Here is a 14,284-nt window from a genome sequence, read left to right as displayed (position 1 = left end):
TGGTCTTTACGAAACTTTCGTTAAGGCTATTGTTAAAATAGTATACCATAATTACAGTTTATATATTGAAAGAATTTGATTAAAGAACAGACTGATTATTTTCTTTTCCGGGAATAAAAAAATAAACCCAGTAAAACTACTACCAGAATAAAAAACCAACCACCCATGTGCATTCCCCAGTAATAGTAATCTCCATTATTGTTCATCATAACTTTAACATTTAGTGTATTTTAAAATATTCTTAATGGTGTGGTTTAGTTTCATCTTTATTTTCACTTTTTTTATCCATCTTCTTCATATCCATATTTTTTCCCTTCATCTTTTTCATCATATCCATCATTTGCTGATTTCCCATCATGGATTTACACATGGAGGACATCATACTGGTGTCACTTTTAGCTGCTTCCATCATATTAGACATCATGTTTTTCATCATGCCGGGATTATCTTTCATCATTTTCATCATCATACCATGATTGTCCAACATCATTTTCATCTTATCATTTCCCTGCATCATCATTTTTCCGCTATTGCTTTCCATTAATGCTTTCATCATCTCTTTTGACATATCAGGATCATTAGCAATTAAGTTGATAATCTCATTTCTTGAATTCGATTTTGAAAGAATTTGTTTAGTTGACTGACAGGATCCTAACAGCATGATAAATGCAATCGACAAAGTAATTATTTGTAGTGTTTTCATGATTAATGATTTTTTAATTGGGTTTAATTTTTATGTAGGATAATTGGCCTGTAATTTCTCTATCGGTAGTATCAAGTGGAGAGAGGGCAGGCACAATCAGGCAATTTACTTGGTCAATCACCTGTCAGAATCTTTTTTCTGTCTTCATACTCCTCTTTTGAAATCTCTCCTGCAGCAAATCTCTTCTTCAAAATATCAAGCGGTGAATCCTTTTTTGTTCGTTGGCCAGGAATATCATAAGGGGTTGCGAAAATCCATATTAACATAATCACCCAGAAGAACCACCATACTAGGTGCATCCCTCCAAAATTTCCATAATTCATCATATTATTTAATTTTTTAAATTGTTTACATCACTCCGGAAGCAGAAGCTGAATATGCTATGAGAAGGAATACTACTAATAATTTTTTCATTACTTTTTTGTAATGATATAAATCTAACTGTAAATCACTTGTTAAAGAATGACGGCGGTCACACTACAAAATGATTACCATTTTATAATTAACTCCTATTCATTTTATTAAACGATATCGGTCATCCCTATTTTCTTATGCAACCTGTAATAAATAAGGCAGTAGAGACTTTAAGGATTCAATTCCCTCATCCACCAAAAGAAAGAATTCAAATGATTACTGGTCAAAAAAACAATGCTAGTTATAGCTTTGAGGCAGATAGCGTAAACGAAAGACCTTTTAGAAGTCTCTCCTGACAGATTTAGATAAGGGTCGATGCGCTTTTCTTTAAGCTTGAACATTATGCACTTCTAATTTTTTTAATAAACTGTAATCTATAGTTATTTCTATTTCTTCTGAATAGTTGATGTAAATCCCAGTTAGAAATGATGTTCATGTGTTCGTTCACTTCGGAAACAAACAGCCCACTATTGTAACTCCTTATCTTTGCCATTAAATAACTTAACAGAAGTATCAAATTACGTGATCCTAAACATCAAAGGTCTTAAGTTAACATATCCCTGATGAATTGAAGCAACTCATCGGGAATAAAACAATCACTGTCTTTTTAAAATGAAAGAAGTTTGAACTTCTTTGTGGGCAATAGGTGTTAAGTCTGCTTTCTTAATAAGTAAAGGTCAACCCGCCTCCTAAGCCCATATCACTATCGTAATGGCTAGAAAGAGAAACATATTTTGTTAGAATATACCTCATTCCGGCGGCGTATTCCTTATCAGTATTCACCATAAAGTTGCCTCTTAATCTCTTAGAGATAGGAATATCCTCTCTGCCTAACTGAAATCTCAACTTGCCATTACCATCTATTCTGGCATCTGCAACCACCAACATGGGTAATGTGTATGCTAGACCAATCACAGCTGTTTTACGGTGTTCTTTATTACTTATCTGTCCAAACATGTTTCTGTAATCACTACCGAAAATATTTTTCTCATCGGGGTTAAACTGTTTGTAATGATAATCGAAACCGACATATGGCAATAGCCACTGGTTTCTACCTATATACCTGCCCAACATGGTCTCACTTTCGTAGCCCATTTTTGCATCAGTACCTAAATGCCATAAAGTACTCAATTGCCATCTGGTACTGCCTAACATAAACAGCCCGTCTGATCCATTGCTCTGGAAACTAGCACTTCCCATTAAATGGGGCATCTGATCGTCCCAGTTTAATTTTCTTTGCGCCAGTTTTGGGTCTGGTATTTCAGGATTAGGTGGAGAGTTTTCATAACTGAATACCCTGCCCATCCCACTCATCATATGATAAAGAATATGACAGTGAAAAAACCAATCGCCGCCCTGCTCATTGGCAGCAAATTCTATGGTATCTCTTTCCATCGGCATGATATCCAAAACATTCTTCATCGGAGCGTAATCTCCCTCGACATTGATTACCCTAAAATCATGACCATGCAAATGCATCGGATGCCTCATCATACTATTATTATATAAGATGATGCGAAGATTCTCGCCCTTCTTGATTAAAATCTTATCTGACTCCGAAACGGTTTTGTTATCCAAAGTCCACACGTAGCGGTTCATATTGCCCGTCAAATCGAATTTCAATTCCCTCGTCGGCCCTTTTGGCAAAGTTGTTTTGTTTGGATCACGCAACATGTCGTAATTTAAGGTCACAATATCTGGGCTTTCTGCTGTCATATTCATCCCAGACATACTGCTGCTATTTGGCATCTGCATGCCCGACATTTCCTTTTTTTTTGGTTGCTTTGTTTGAGGGTTCCTCTCCGGTAATCTCTGGGTACATCACCGTATTCATATCCATAATCTGGTTCTGCATTTTCATGCCTTCCATTTCCATCATGTTGCCACTCATGTCCATCATGTTGTTCATCATTTTCATCCCAGCAAAGTATTTAAGCTTTAGCATTTTCTGTGCAGCCACCTTTTCTCCTTTTCCTAACCACAAAGACGCGGATTTGGTACGGTCTTCTGGTGTGACTAGGAATTCGTAGCTTTTATTTTCGGGAACGGTTACCACTACATCGTAAATTTCGGATACACCAACAATCAAACGGTCAACCTCAACGGGTTCTACATCATTTCCGTCGGTAGCAACTACTGTTATTTTACCCCCAGCATATTTGAGCCAGAAATAAGACGATGCACTCCCGTTCGCAATACGCAATCTCACTTTATCTCCAGCTTTGTATTTCGGTTGTTCATTCTGATTTTTTCCGTTGATCAAAAAAGTATCATAATAAACATCGCTCACATCCATAGCGTTCATCCTTTTCCATTCGTTATTCACTTTGGTTTTTAAGTGTCCTGTTCTTATGGCTTCTGCGTAACTTTGTGTAGTCCCCTTTTTAATCGCGAACCAATCTGTTGCCGCATGCAAGCTTCTGTTTACTTCCTTTGGATTCATATTTGTCCAATCGCTCAGCAAAATTGGTATTGTAGGAATGTCCCATTCTTTGCGGGCATTGATAATAAAAGAACCGTACATACCAATCTGTTCCTGTAAACCTGAATGGCTGTGGTAAAAATGTGTGCCATGCTGGATGAGTGGAAATTTGAACTCATGCGTTTCTCCCGGTTTAATAGGCATTTGGGTCATATTGGGCACACCATCATAACGGTTAGGGAGAAACAACCCGTGCCAGTGCAGTGATGTTTCTTCCTTCAAATTGTTGTGCACATAAATCAATGCGGTATCGCCTTCAGTGAAAGTAAGAGTGGGCATTGGTATACTTCCGTTTACGGCAATAGCCCGTTTAGGTTTACCACCATAAGTTACTGTTGTATCAGCAATGTAAAGATCGTAGCGAACAGTGCGAGGAGGTTGACTACTAGTTCTAGTTTTAATAGGCCCCAAATTTGCTTTTGCCTTTTTGATGTTATCCATCATAGTGCTGTTATCTCCCATATCCATACCACTCATATCTTCCATACCATCATTCTTTTTAGGCATCTCCTTCATTGGCATTTTCATATCACCCATATCTGAAATCTTTGTAGGCTGCGGTTTCTTATAGGGAGTGGAAGCTTTCGGTTTAACAGCTTTTGCTTTTTGAACAACGAGCTTCATCCCACATTTCGGGCAATTGCCAGGTTTATTAGACTGAATTTCTGGGTGCATCGGACAGGTGTAGATAACCTCGACCGGCTTATTGTTTTCCTGTTTTGGCATTTTCATTCCCTTCATATCCTGAGCGGAAACCGCCGAGTAGAGGATCAATAAAAAGGCCGTTAATATGTTTTTCATTTCTTTGGTGATTGATGTTGATTAAAAACTCTTTTTGTTTAGGCTATCCTTTGATTTTTGAACCCAATTTGTAATTAGCGATTTTTCCGCTTCGCTCAAAATCACATTTCTATGGATTAGGGTATAAGATGACAAAGGCATAGTACCATCCTTTAACCTATTCTCTATAGAGCGCAATTTGCTCTGTTGTCTTCTGGGAGTATAGGTGCCAAATTCGTTAAAATTCAATTCTGCTTTACCAGATTGTATATGATTGTTCAAGAACCAGTTAAAGGGTTGCACATTGGCATACCATGGGTACTGGGTGTTATTGCTATGGCAATCGTAGCAGGCTTTTTGTAAAATGCCCTGCACGTTAGCCGGCATATTAACCATTTTAGAAATATCATCTGGCATAGCCTGCCCACTTTTATTGCGGCCAGGCTGTATAAACTGGATAATTACAAGAATTACCAATAGTACAAGAAGTATTGTTTTTATGCCTTTCATGGCGACTATTTTAATTCCTCTTGAACCGTACCGCAAGTTGGCATCGCTTTTCCGAGATAAGGGTTTTTAATATCCCTCACTTCGCTCAACCAGATTGCACCCTTATTTTTATTGTACATTGGGCAGTGGTCAATATATACGGGCTGACCTGTTCCAAGTAGTTTAACAAGATCGTACATATCCTTGCTCAACATATCGAAATGTTCACGCTGATGTGCAATATTTCCAGCATTAGCACCAATGTGTTCAGCATGTTCTTTACCATCATCGTATATGTCGGTTTAAGCTTTATCCTGATCTGATGTTAAGGTTTTTTTGTCGAAACTTGCAAAGGCAGTTACCATTTCATTTCCAGCAGTTGCCGCGTCTTTATCATTGTCAGCTGTTAGGGCATTTTTTAATTTTAGATATGTACTTAACAGTTCCGCAGTAGAAGCACCTTTTTCTGAAGGTTCTGTTACAACAGCCTTGGTTGTTGTAGAGTCTGACATAGCTGTTGTTTGAGTTTTATTACTGCCATTAGAGCAGGCTGCTAGAAACAATAAGGAAAAAGCCGAGCTATAAATTAATGTTTTCATTGTATTTTAATTAAAATCTTTTAAAATGGTTGATTATCTGCTTAGGGGAGCAAAGCTTATTTGTATTATCCTATAGCAGCATTATTTGATACTATTTGAAAATTAATTGTACAGTTAAACACCTATATAAAGGGGCGAACTGTACAATTAACAAATAGGATTACTTTAATGTTTCCTTAACTGCACCACAGGTTAACATTTGTTTACCGTAGTATGGATTTTTAATCGCAGCAGCATCAGAAAGCCAATAACTTTTTTTCATTGGGCAATAGGCGTAATAAACTGGCTCTCTGGTCAATTTTACAGCTTTAGCTAACTTAAAAAGGTTAGTTGAGAAGTTGGCAAAATGCTCTCTTTGATGCACAATTTCCTTTGTATCTGAGATATGTTTGGCATCAAATTCAAGTTTATCCTGAAGCCCCATAAAAGATGTCATTTCTTCCTTTGGCATCGATTTCATATCCATACTGCCCAGTACTTTAGAAAATTCGCTTGCTTTTGATGCTGCTAAAGTTGCATCGGAATTTACCAACGCATTTTTGATATCGTAGTAAGCCGTTAATAAAGATTGTGTTTGGTTGTTTTGTGCAAACACTGGTTTGATATATACAGTTGCAATTAAGGCAACTACTAAAAATATTTTTTTCATGATGTAATAATTTAATGTTTATACTAATTTTTGGACATAGCAATAGCTATGTGAAAGTACTCATAAGCCAATAGGGGTAAAAAACTACTGGCAAAAACATTAAATCTTATATCTGAAAACTTTGGATAATTATTCGAATATCTTCCCTAGGGGGTCGATATCGGTGGTCTATGTAACCAATTTGATTGAGATCAATACTACTTACTGGAACAAGTAAGGTATAAGTATAATTGGCAAGCCATATTACCGGCAAAACAACTAGCACCTTAGCACCTCCGGGGATTAATTTGCTTTGAATAGTCAGCTCATTTACTAGTTTTTTACAGCAGGGATCTTCTTTTGAAAAGTTCAAACCTGGTGTTGGGCTGACCTGATGTTCATGGCCCTCGGCATGATTGTGTTGATGATCTTTATGCTTATGAACAGCAACTTTTAAGTGGGAATGATTTTCATCATCATGATTTCCCTCCATTCCCAAAGCACAGGCAAAACCCACAACGGTGTTGAGTAAAAATATTACCAATAGAAAAGATAGCTTTACTTTTCATGACTATACAAATCTATATGAAGATGCAAAATTAAATTTATATAATTCAGGCTATAAGTTATATAATTATGCTGCTACCCATTTAAGGATAGCAGCGCTTAAATCATTTATTATTACTTCAATGTTTCTTTTACTTCGCCACAAGTCATCATGCTTTCGCAGAAATAATGGTTTCTAATTTCTTCCTCGTATTTGAATAAACCAAAGCATTCTGACCGCATCTGACCAAAAATAATTTCTGCATAAAACCTCAATTTTCAGTCAAGTCACAAAAGCCAAAAAAGTATTAGAACGGTATCAACTAAATTGGTTTTTACAATATACCATAGTAGTGAAAACACAAAAAACTCTACTAGAGAACTTTCAATATTTGTCATCTAATTCATCAGCCAAATTAATTATACGTTTTAAATCGGATACAAAATGGTTCGAGAAAATGTCAGTTAGGTTCACAGAAGATAGTATCAAAACTACGTAAAAGCTTGCAAATCAAATGATTGCAAGCTTTTTTGTTTTACCGGAAAACCCAAAATATGCAATAAATCGCATAAAAAAAGTGAGTGATTCGGTGAGTAGTTTTACAGAGTGGCATACTCACTGGAAACGATGTAAGTTATTGACTTACAGAAAGTTCAATCATTGAACGACTTGATACGATTAGACTGCAAGGCTAACTTTGTTAACTTTAAATCAGTCGATTATGAAAACTAATTTCAGTCTGCTCTTCTACCTGAAGAAACCAAAAAACTATCTTAAAGGTGCTGTTCCTGTTTATCTAAGGATTACCGTTGACGGAAAACCTGTGGAAATGTCCGCCAGTAGAAAATGTGAACCGGAATTGTGGAACACCAAAGCGGGTCACATGATCGGCACAAAAGAAGATGCCAAAACCTTAAATTCCTATCTTGACAAAATGAAAGCGGGCGTTACTGCTGCCCATACTGCTTTATGCGTAGAAGACGCAGAGATATCCGCTGATAGCGTTAAATGCAAGTATCTGGGCAAGGCAGAAAAAACACACACCATTATGGAGGCCATTAAAATCCATAATACGAACATGGCCGCACTTGTAGAAAAGGAAGATTATGCGGAAGGTACTTTGAGACGGTTTAAGGTACTTGAAAAGCACGTTAAAGAATATCTTTTATTTAAATATCAAACAGGTGACCTCAACATTCGTCATATAGACCATGAGTTTATTGATGGTTTTGATTTCTACCTGCACACCTCAAAGGATAATGATACCAATACTGCCAGTAAGCACCTTAAAAATCTGGGGAAAATCGTCCGTATATGTCTTAGAAACAAATGGATCATCGCTGACCCCTTCTTTGGTTATAAGTTGAAATCAAAACTCGTACAAAGGGAATACCTTACTGCGGATGAACTGCAAAACATTGCGGGCAAAAAATACAGTACCGCAAGGCTTTCACAGGTTCGGGACTTCTTCCTGTTTAGCTGTTATACAGGGCTGTCGTATGCCGATGTGCAAAAACTCAAACAAACCGATATACGTATAGGGATTGACGGGGAAAAGTGGCTGTTCAGCTATCGTAAAAAAACTGGTACGCCTGTAGCCGTCCCGCTTATTCCAATAGCCACTGATATTCTGGAAAGGTATAAAGATCACCCTTTCTGTGTCAATCAGAACAGGGCGCTGCCGATTTCCAGCAATCAAAAAATGAACGAGTATCTGGTGGAGATTGCAGCCCTGTCGGGCATCGTCAAAACATTGGGCAACCGGATCGCCAAGCGTACTTTTGCCACTACTGTTACCCTGCTGAACGGTGTACCTATCGAAAGCGTATCTAAAATGATGGGGCATACCAATATACGTACTACCCAACTTTATGCAAAAATGCTGGATGAAAAGGTAAGCAGTGATATGGCACCTTTAAGACAGATATTCGCCTCAATTTAACCATTTCCGGTCGGCAGCTCATGTGCCGACCACTTTTAAATACACGATAAAATAATGGATACAAAGATCAAAATATCTGATGAACTGGTTATGAACCAGATTTACATCATAAGAGGGCATAAAGTGATGCTGGATTCCGATCTGGCTGAACTATATGGAGTGGAAACCAAACAGCTAAAGCGGCAGGTAAAAAGGAATGTGGAACGTTTCCCCGAAGATTTCATGTTTGAGCTAAATACGGAGGAACAGAAAATCTTAAGGAGCCAATTTGGCACCTTAAGACACGGGGCGCACTCGAAATATAACATCATGGCCTTTACCGAACAGGGTGTGGCAATGCTTTCCAGCGTGCTAAACAGTACAAGGGCTATTGAGGTAAACATCCAGATCATCCGCATTTTTACCAAAATGCGCCATGTGCTGTCCGACAATACAGAGATCAGGCTGGAAATTGAAAAGATTAAAGGAAAACTGGATAACCAAGACAAAAACATGGAGATCGTTTTCCGCTACCTAGACGAACTGCTGGAGAAACAGGAACTGCCAGCGCCGAAAAGGACACGAATTGGGTTCAAACCCGACGAACCGTACTAATCGGATTTATTTCCGAATATCGAAAGGATTGCTCCCGAAAGAGCAATCTTTTTTCTTTGAGGGTCAATAGGTTATGCTCAAACGTCCTGTCGATGAAAGGTGTTCTAAACGCACCCCCAGCAAAGGCCAAATTGTCTTTGAAAACCCCTCTAACGATAATATGCTTTTAAAAATATTACATTTTTGATAGATGAAAAACAGCTTTGCCATCCAAGACAGGATACGCTCAATGATCTCGTAGCTACTATCCTTCGACCTTGCTTTTCCGCTTAGTGCGTGTTCCAGTTGTGCCTTCTCTTCCTTTTACTGCTGAAACCATCTGTTAGACGTCGAACTTTCTATTTCATTGTCCATGAACCTCCTTTCAAGCGTATAGATTTTCTCGTTTACGGCATCCAAAAGTTTCATGTTCTCCTTAGTTCTGTCCTGCTTTTGTTTTATCGGCTCGGCAAGCATTGCCTTTGTCTTATTCAATAATACCTTTATTTGATACAGTTGAAAGCTCAACTCCATAAGTACCTTGTCAAACAACTCGTGAAGTGTCTGCCCAGGTATATTTACATTGGTATGCTCTAGGCGTCGGTAATACAAATAATAATTCTTTTTACGCTTTGACCATCCTGCTGTCATGCTCTTTCCGCACCAGCATAATCATGCCAGAAGGTTTTTTTTTTCATAACTATTGGCAAATTTGAGATTTATATTTATCATTGTATATGCTTTTGGCAAGCTAGCTCGTCCGTGCGAAGATCTATTCAGCCAATTAATTGTTTAATAATGCAAACCTGCCTGCTTATTATCCATACAAGATTACGGATGCAATTACATAGGATAATTAAGTAGGTATAAACAGGAATGTATTATGACACCTATTGAGTATCTAAAACTCCAAGCAAAAAATCTAGTTAAAGATTTCAAAACCCAAACTTCTTCATTTGATCCCAAACTGAAGCGTAACGTGTATGATTACGACCCACGGTTTTTCAAAATTGACCTACTCATCAACGACTTCGATATTGATGAAGAAAAATTTCAATTAGGCAATGCCCAGCACGTGATTGCTAAACTTTGCGGATTGGATAAATGGCAAGACTTGTCAAAAGCCTCGTCAGCCAAAATTGAGTTATCAATTCTATTATACACTAACATGGACAGGCTTGAAGTGCGTGATTGGGATCAATATGTCTTAGATATTGAAACCGCAAATAACGTAAAGCTTGACGATGATTTTAAATTACAAATCTTTAAAGAAGGATTCTTAGAGGGCGAACAAGACGTTTTTTATGATGATTATCGACTTTCTAAAGATGATGAGGATGAAATTGAATGGGAAAAAGATGAGCCGATATCAAATGTTTCTACCGAACAAATCTACTCACTGCCCTTAACCGGACAGGATCGTGAGGAATTTATTGAGGCAGCAAATTGGTCATTCGAGCGTATTTTTTACCGCATCGAACCTAATAATCCTGAATTGACCCGTTCATTGTGGGATGCGGAACGTTATATCGACGAAGAATTATTAAAGCCCGAAATGTTGCCCATAGATCGTGAATATGCGCTGTCACTAGTTGACGCTTTCTTAGTTGGATATGTTATCCAGTTGGCAGCTCAAGCCGATGATAAAGCGGAAAATACTGATTGAATGATTAACATTTAAGTCAAACTCGGTAGCTATACGAAGCTGCCGAGTTTTTTATGCTACTATCTATGGTACCAGTCTCCAATAATTTCCAAAATGATTTGCAACTTCTTATCAATACGATAATAAAAACTCATAAATAGATAATTATCGCGTCGCGTTTCTAGCCTATCGGAAAGAGTTAATCAGATTTTTGATTGTTCTTGTCGAATAGAAGCCTTCCAAATGATGTGAATAGCTTTGGTGTGTTTCTCGTTTTACGATTTAGGCGCAAAAATGCTCCGAATGAAATATTACTGTCGAAAATTGCCTGATTGATGTTGTTCAGACCAATCGCAATTAAGCCTTGCTTATAACCCCAAAACCTTGGAATAAGTTCTTCTAATTTGAGTTTCCCATTTTTGAAATCGTCCTGAAAAATAATCAACGTATCTAGGTCAATCATTGTCAATGGCATAATATCAAAGCGATCTTGTACTTTGCCCAACTCTTTGTCATGCCCTAATTCCTCAGCAAACCATTGCTGCAAAATCTCATTAATACCTGGGGTAGAAAGACTTTGATCAATATAAAGCAGAACGGGATAAACTTTTAAGAACTTGTATTCCAAATCACTATCAAAGGGTAATTTGTTAACTGCTGCCCTACGTATATTATTTTGTAATTGTCTGATAGCTTTTGGTTCCTCTTTTATCTCTCCTTTTTTATTGATGGATTTGAACCACAGTTTTGATTTAAGCTCACTTTTAATCAACTCAACATTGAATGATTGTTTGGTAGTGCCATTGATAAGGGTGTCCTTCAATTCAAACATAAATAGATCGGTTCCATTTCTAGCATAATAATCAGGTTCTGCCTTGAACGTCGGAGCATGCACTTTCCGAATTTCTTCCCCTGAGAATTTCAAATACTTAGAGTTTTCAAATACCGCATCGAGCACTTTACTGGCTAAAAACGATTCGGAAAAATGGCCGTTTAAATACCCCTTAAAATCAACTTTCCCCAAAATATCAGGGTTATCTATGAGCACTTTTTTAAACTCAAAAAAAAGCGAGTTGTACATCTTATTATAAATAAGAAGATTATCTATGACTAAATACTTGTCCATATTGATCTGCATCAATGGTTTAGATCGTGGCAGTATAAAATCATGTTGTGAAAAATCACCATTTTGACTTTCGATAGAGATAGTTGACAGAAATTTGCGAGATGTCTCCGCATGAGGATTTTCACTATTTATTGTCAAATACCCTAATCCCTCCTTGTTGTTTTGAAGCGCATGGCCTACGATTGGAAATATTGCTTTCATATAGTCTTGCCATGTGCTAACGCCATATGATGCTAGAAAATCGGTAAGTGCTTTTGGTAGATTGCTTTCAGCAAATTGAAGAAAGTATACCGCTTTGATAAATTGGGCAATCATCGCATCTGCGGCATCAATATGGTTCAAATCATGATAAGGCAATAGCATAGTCGCCATTATCAGGCCGTTTTTCATAATTAGACCAACTCCATTGGGTATGCTTGCTATTACTTTCTGCGAATTAAAATTGGCAACATATTCTTCATTGATCAATAAGTAGGCTTTGAGCAACCTATCATGAGTATTGTTTATATTAATATTTTGATTTTTAGACCCAGTTGAATTTTTATAGACTTCCAAAAAACTTTGAAGCAAGGTCAAGTTTGACCAAATATTCAAAATCCGAAGGCTGCTATGCTCTTTCTCGTCATAACCTTGGGCGATAAGTTGCGCATATATATCAACCAAGGGTGATTTAGAGCCAAACCAAAAAGTAATTTCATCCAAATAATTTTTTAGAGACCGTTCTCGGACAACGTGGTTCAAACGTGCAATAATTGGAAAAGCGATATCAAAATCAAGATCATTAACAAGTATTAGAATCTCTGCATGTCTGTTCTTGATATGACTATCAAACAGATATTTATATTCTAAAATTGTCACGTGATTTACTTTCATTTAGTAAATTTATGGTTTAAAATTCTATCAAAGTCAAATTTGTATTTACGATCGCCTTAATCATGACCAAAAAAGAGATTAAAATCCTTGACGAACTACATAACAGAACAGAAAATTTGCCGGACATCCTACATTTGCGTGCAGCAGAGATAGGTTATCAATTAACTGAAGAAGACAAGGCTTTACTTTTGGATACTTATTCAAAGCTTGATGACATCTTAAAAGAGGTCGCTGCTTTTATTAATATTAAATTTCCAGGGTGCGAAAGACATGTTAGAGCCTGGAACGATATAGATTTTGATACGAAGATAGGTAACATAAAAATCGTAACTACTGATCGTGAACATATAAAGAGAGAATGGAGAAAAGGGTTGTTCGATCTAAAAAGTTTGATCAAAATACTCCGTAGCGAGGCGGTATTGCTAGCAGATGATGATTATGATTTTTCTCAAAATCATTTAACGGATATTTCATCCGACCATCCTTTGGATTACTATACTGATAAAAAAATAATTCCGAATCAAGATTTGGTAAATGAAACTATCGACTTTTTTGCGAATGGGTCTGGTAGTGATTTGTTTACTCCAATAGAATTTCTAAATCTGCTCGATAAACAATATAACTATGTCAAAATAAACTATCAAAATAGCCTTCTCATACAGGACCACCTCAAAAACCTTCCTTTAACGGGTCGTTGTAAGCATACACTCTTTGGCTTTATTTTGAAATGGTTTGGCGGATATCCAGTTCACAACTTGGATGAAGATTTTAATAGAACATTAAAGTTGATACAAAAGGAATTTTTAAGTTTTGAACAGGAAACCCCAGAAAAACAATATTGCAGGGCAGATCAGGCCATGCGCAATAAGTTTGAGAAATTTGGCATAGCATTTACAACCGCAATTAATCATGGTATCGATGTCAATGAGATATTGGCTGCGATGGAATTTGATGAACAAAAATTAAATGTTATTACCAGTTTTGAAGATCTTTTTGCTGAGGCATCTAAACTTGGAATTGTTGAAAGATATACAAATCAAAAAAACTATCTAATCGTGCAAAGCTCACACCAGTACGAATTCAACGTATGGCTACAAATGGTCAAGGGCTGGGAATACAAGAATGAAGAACAATACAAAAACCTGCTGAAAGTTGAAATTTTTATAGAATTTTTGAAGCAACGGACACCTAAACAAAAGAATATAATTCCTACTGATGCCAAAAATGGGTCTAAGAAAATTCCAAAACCTTCAATCAGACAGGTTGCATTGATTTGCAATTATACCGATAAAGATGTAACAAGAGAGAATGCCAAAAGCATTATAAGTGAATATCAGCATACATCGGGTGATGCGCTTTTTAATCTATACTCCTTTTACTGAAGTAGATCTAATCGCGTTGGTGCTGAGAATACCAAAAAGAAAAATGATAATAAAGTCCGACTTTTTGAAAGTGTTCATGATTTGTTATCTGATAACGTGAT

Annotated in this window: 13 protein-coding genes and 1 pseudogene; 4 read left to right on the top strand and 10 right to left on the bottom strand. The window is 37.0% G+C overall.

Annotated features, from left to right (window positions below; genetic code table 11):
* Nucleotides 1-241 precede the first annotated feature (241 nt).
* From ACHFIZ_RS16785 to ACHFIZ_RS16750, 8 genes and pseudogenes are all read right to left on the bottom strand, one after another.
* Nucleotides 242-703: a hypothetical protein gene (locus ACHFIZ_RS16785; protein ID WP_410887944.1), complete on the bottom strand. Its 462-nt coding sequence runs from the start codon at nt 701-703 to the stop codon at nt 242-244.
* Nucleotides 704-816: 113 nt separating this feature from the next.
* Nucleotides 817-1,029: an SHOCT domain-containing protein gene (locus tag ACHFIZ_RS16780; RefSeq protein ID WP_410887942.1), complete on the bottom strand. Its 213-nt coding sequence runs from the start codon at nt 1,027-1,029 to the stop codon at nt 817-819.
* Between the two features lie 751 nt (nt 1,030-1,780).
* Complete coding sequence (locus ACHFIZ_RS16775; protein WP_410887940.1) at nt 1,781-2,848, bottom strand: multicopper oxidase domain-containing protein; 1,068 nt, start codon at nt 2,846-2,848, stop codon at nt 1,781-1,783.
* A 7-nt stretch (nt 2,849-2,855) separates the two neighbouring features.
* Nucleotides 2,856-4,400: a multicopper oxidase domain-containing protein gene (locus ACHFIZ_RS16770; RefSeq protein WP_410887938.1), complete on the bottom strand. Its 1,545-nt coding sequence runs from the start codon at nt 4,398-4,400 to the stop codon at nt 2,856-2,858.
* 21 nt (nt 4,401-4,421) lie between these two features.
* A complete protein-coding gene (locus tag ACHFIZ_RS16765) occupies nt 4,422-4,889 on the bottom strand; it encodes a heme-binding domain-containing protein (RefSeq protein ID WP_410887936.1) in 468 nt (155 codons plus the stop codon).
* Between the two features lie 5 nt (nt 4,890-4,894).
* Nucleotides 4,895-5,380: pseudogene (locus ACHFIZ_RS16760) on the bottom strand (DUF3347 domain-containing protein).
* Nucleotides 5,381-5,627: 247 nt separating this feature from the next.
* A complete protein-coding gene (locus tag ACHFIZ_RS16755; protein ID WP_410887934.1) occupies nt 5,628-6,116 on the bottom strand; it encodes a DUF3347 domain-containing protein in 489 nt (162 codons plus the stop codon).
* Nucleotides 6,117-6,222: 106 nt separating this feature from the next.
* Nucleotides 6,223-6,639 (bottom strand): hypothetical protein, encoded by a 417-nt coding sequence (locus tag ACHFIZ_RS16750; protein WP_410887932.1) that lies wholly within the window; start codon nt 6,637-6,639, stop codon nt 6,223-6,225.
* A gap of 724 nt (nt 6,640-7,363) precedes the next feature.
* Between ACHFIZ_RS16750 and ACHFIZ_RS16745 the strand changes: the two genes are divergently transcribed.
* The gene (locus ACHFIZ_RS16745) at nt 7,364-8,584 is read left to right on the top strand and encodes a site-specific integrase (protein ID WP_410887931.1); all 1,221 of its coding nucleotides are present in this window, start codon (nt 7,364-7,366) and stop codon (nt 8,582-8,584) included.
* Between the two features lie 54 nt (nt 8,585-8,638).
* Entirely contained in the window at nt 8,639-9,178 is a 540-nt protein-coding gene (locus ACHFIZ_RS16740) for an ORF6N domain-containing protein (RefSeq protein WP_410887929.1), read from the top strand.
* 303 nt (nt 9,179-9,481) lie between these two features.
* Here the strand turns inward: ACHFIZ_RS16740 and ACHFIZ_RS16735 are convergent, their stop codons facing one another.
* Entirely contained in the window at nt 9,482-9,808 is a 327-nt protein-coding gene (locus tag ACHFIZ_RS16735) for a hypothetical protein (RefSeq protein ID WP_410887927.1), read from the bottom strand.
* Between the two features lie 232 nt (nt 9,809-10,040).
* On the opposite strand from ACHFIZ_RS16735, the gene ACHFIZ_RS16730 reads away from it, so the two are divergent.
* Complete coding sequence (locus tag ACHFIZ_RS16730) at nt 10,041-10,823, top strand: hypothetical protein (protein ID WP_410887925.1); 783 nt, start codon at nt 10,041-10,043, stop codon at nt 10,821-10,823.
* A gap of 178 nt (nt 10,824-11,001) precedes the next feature.
* On the opposite strand, the gene ACHFIZ_RS16725 is transcribed toward ACHFIZ_RS16730, so the two are convergent.
* Complete coding sequence (locus ACHFIZ_RS16725; RefSeq protein ID WP_410887923.1) at nt 11,002-12,801, bottom strand: hypothetical protein; 1,800 nt, start codon at nt 12,799-12,801, stop codon at nt 11,002-11,004.
* Between the two features lie 62 nt (nt 12,802-12,863).
* Between ACHFIZ_RS16725 and ACHFIZ_RS16720 the strand changes: the two genes are divergently transcribed.
* Nucleotides 12,864-14,183 (top strand): hypothetical protein, encoded by a 1,320-nt coding sequence (locus ACHFIZ_RS16720; protein WP_410887921.1) that lies wholly within the window; start codon nt 12,864-12,866, stop codon nt 14,181-14,183.
* Nucleotides 14,184-14,284 lie beyond the last annotated feature (101 nt).

The organism is Pedobacter sp. JCM 36344, from assembly GCF_046546555.1.
GTDB lineage: Bacteria > Bacteroidota > Bacteroidia > Sphingobacteriales > Sphingobacteriaceae > Pedobacter.
Note: the sequence above shows the minus strand (reverse complement) of the source record. Positions and strands in the feature narration are given on the sequence as shown.

Bases quoted from the DNA above. Each gene is read 5' to 3' on its own strand.
- ACHFIZ_RS16785 (WP_410887944.1), bottom strand. From the start codon at position 703: ATGAAAACACTACAAATAATTACTTTGTCGATTGCATTTATCATGCTG.
- ACHFIZ_RS16780 (WP_410887942.1), bottom strand. From the start codon at position 1,029: ATGATGAATTATGGAAATTTTGGAGGGATGCACCTAGTATGGTGGTTC.
- ACHFIZ_RS16775 (WP_410887940.1), bottom strand. From the start codon at position 2,848: ATGTCTGGGATGAATATGACAGCAGAAAGCCCAGATATTGTGACCTTA.
- ACHFIZ_RS16770 (WP_410887938.1), bottom strand. From the start codon at position 4,400: ATGAAAAACATATTAACGGCCTTTTTATTGATCCTCTACTCGGCGGTT.
- ACHFIZ_RS16765 (WP_410887936.1), bottom strand. From the start codon at position 4,889: ATGAAAGGCATAAAAACAATACTTCTTGTACTATTGGTAATTCTTGTA.
- ACHFIZ_RS16755 (WP_410887934.1), bottom strand. From the start codon at position 6,116: ATGAAAAAAATATTTTTAGTAGTTGCCTTAATTGCAACTGTATATATC.
- ACHFIZ_RS16745 (WP_410887931.1), top strand. From the start codon at position 7,364: ATGAAAACTAATTTCAGTCTGCTCTTCTACCTGAAGAAACCAAAAAAC.
- ACHFIZ_RS16740 (WP_410887929.1), top strand. From the start codon at position 8,639: ATGGATACAAAGATCAAAATATCTGATGAACTGGTTATGAACCAGATT.
- ACHFIZ_RS16735 (WP_410887927.1), bottom strand. From the start codon at position 9,808: ATGACAGCAGGATGGTCAAAGCGTAAAAAGAATTATTATTTGTATTAC.
- ACHFIZ_RS16730 (WP_410887925.1), top strand. From the start codon at position 10,041: ATGACACCTATTGAGTATCTAAAACTCCAAGCAAAAAATCTAGTTAAA.
- ACHFIZ_RS16725 (WP_410887923.1), bottom strand. From the start codon at position 12,801: ATGAAAGTAAATCACGTGACAATTTTAGAATATAAATATCTGTTTGAT.
- ACHFIZ_RS16720 (WP_410887921.1), top strand. From the start codon at position 12,864: ATGACCAAAAAAGAGATTAAAATCCTTGACGAACTACATAACAGAACA.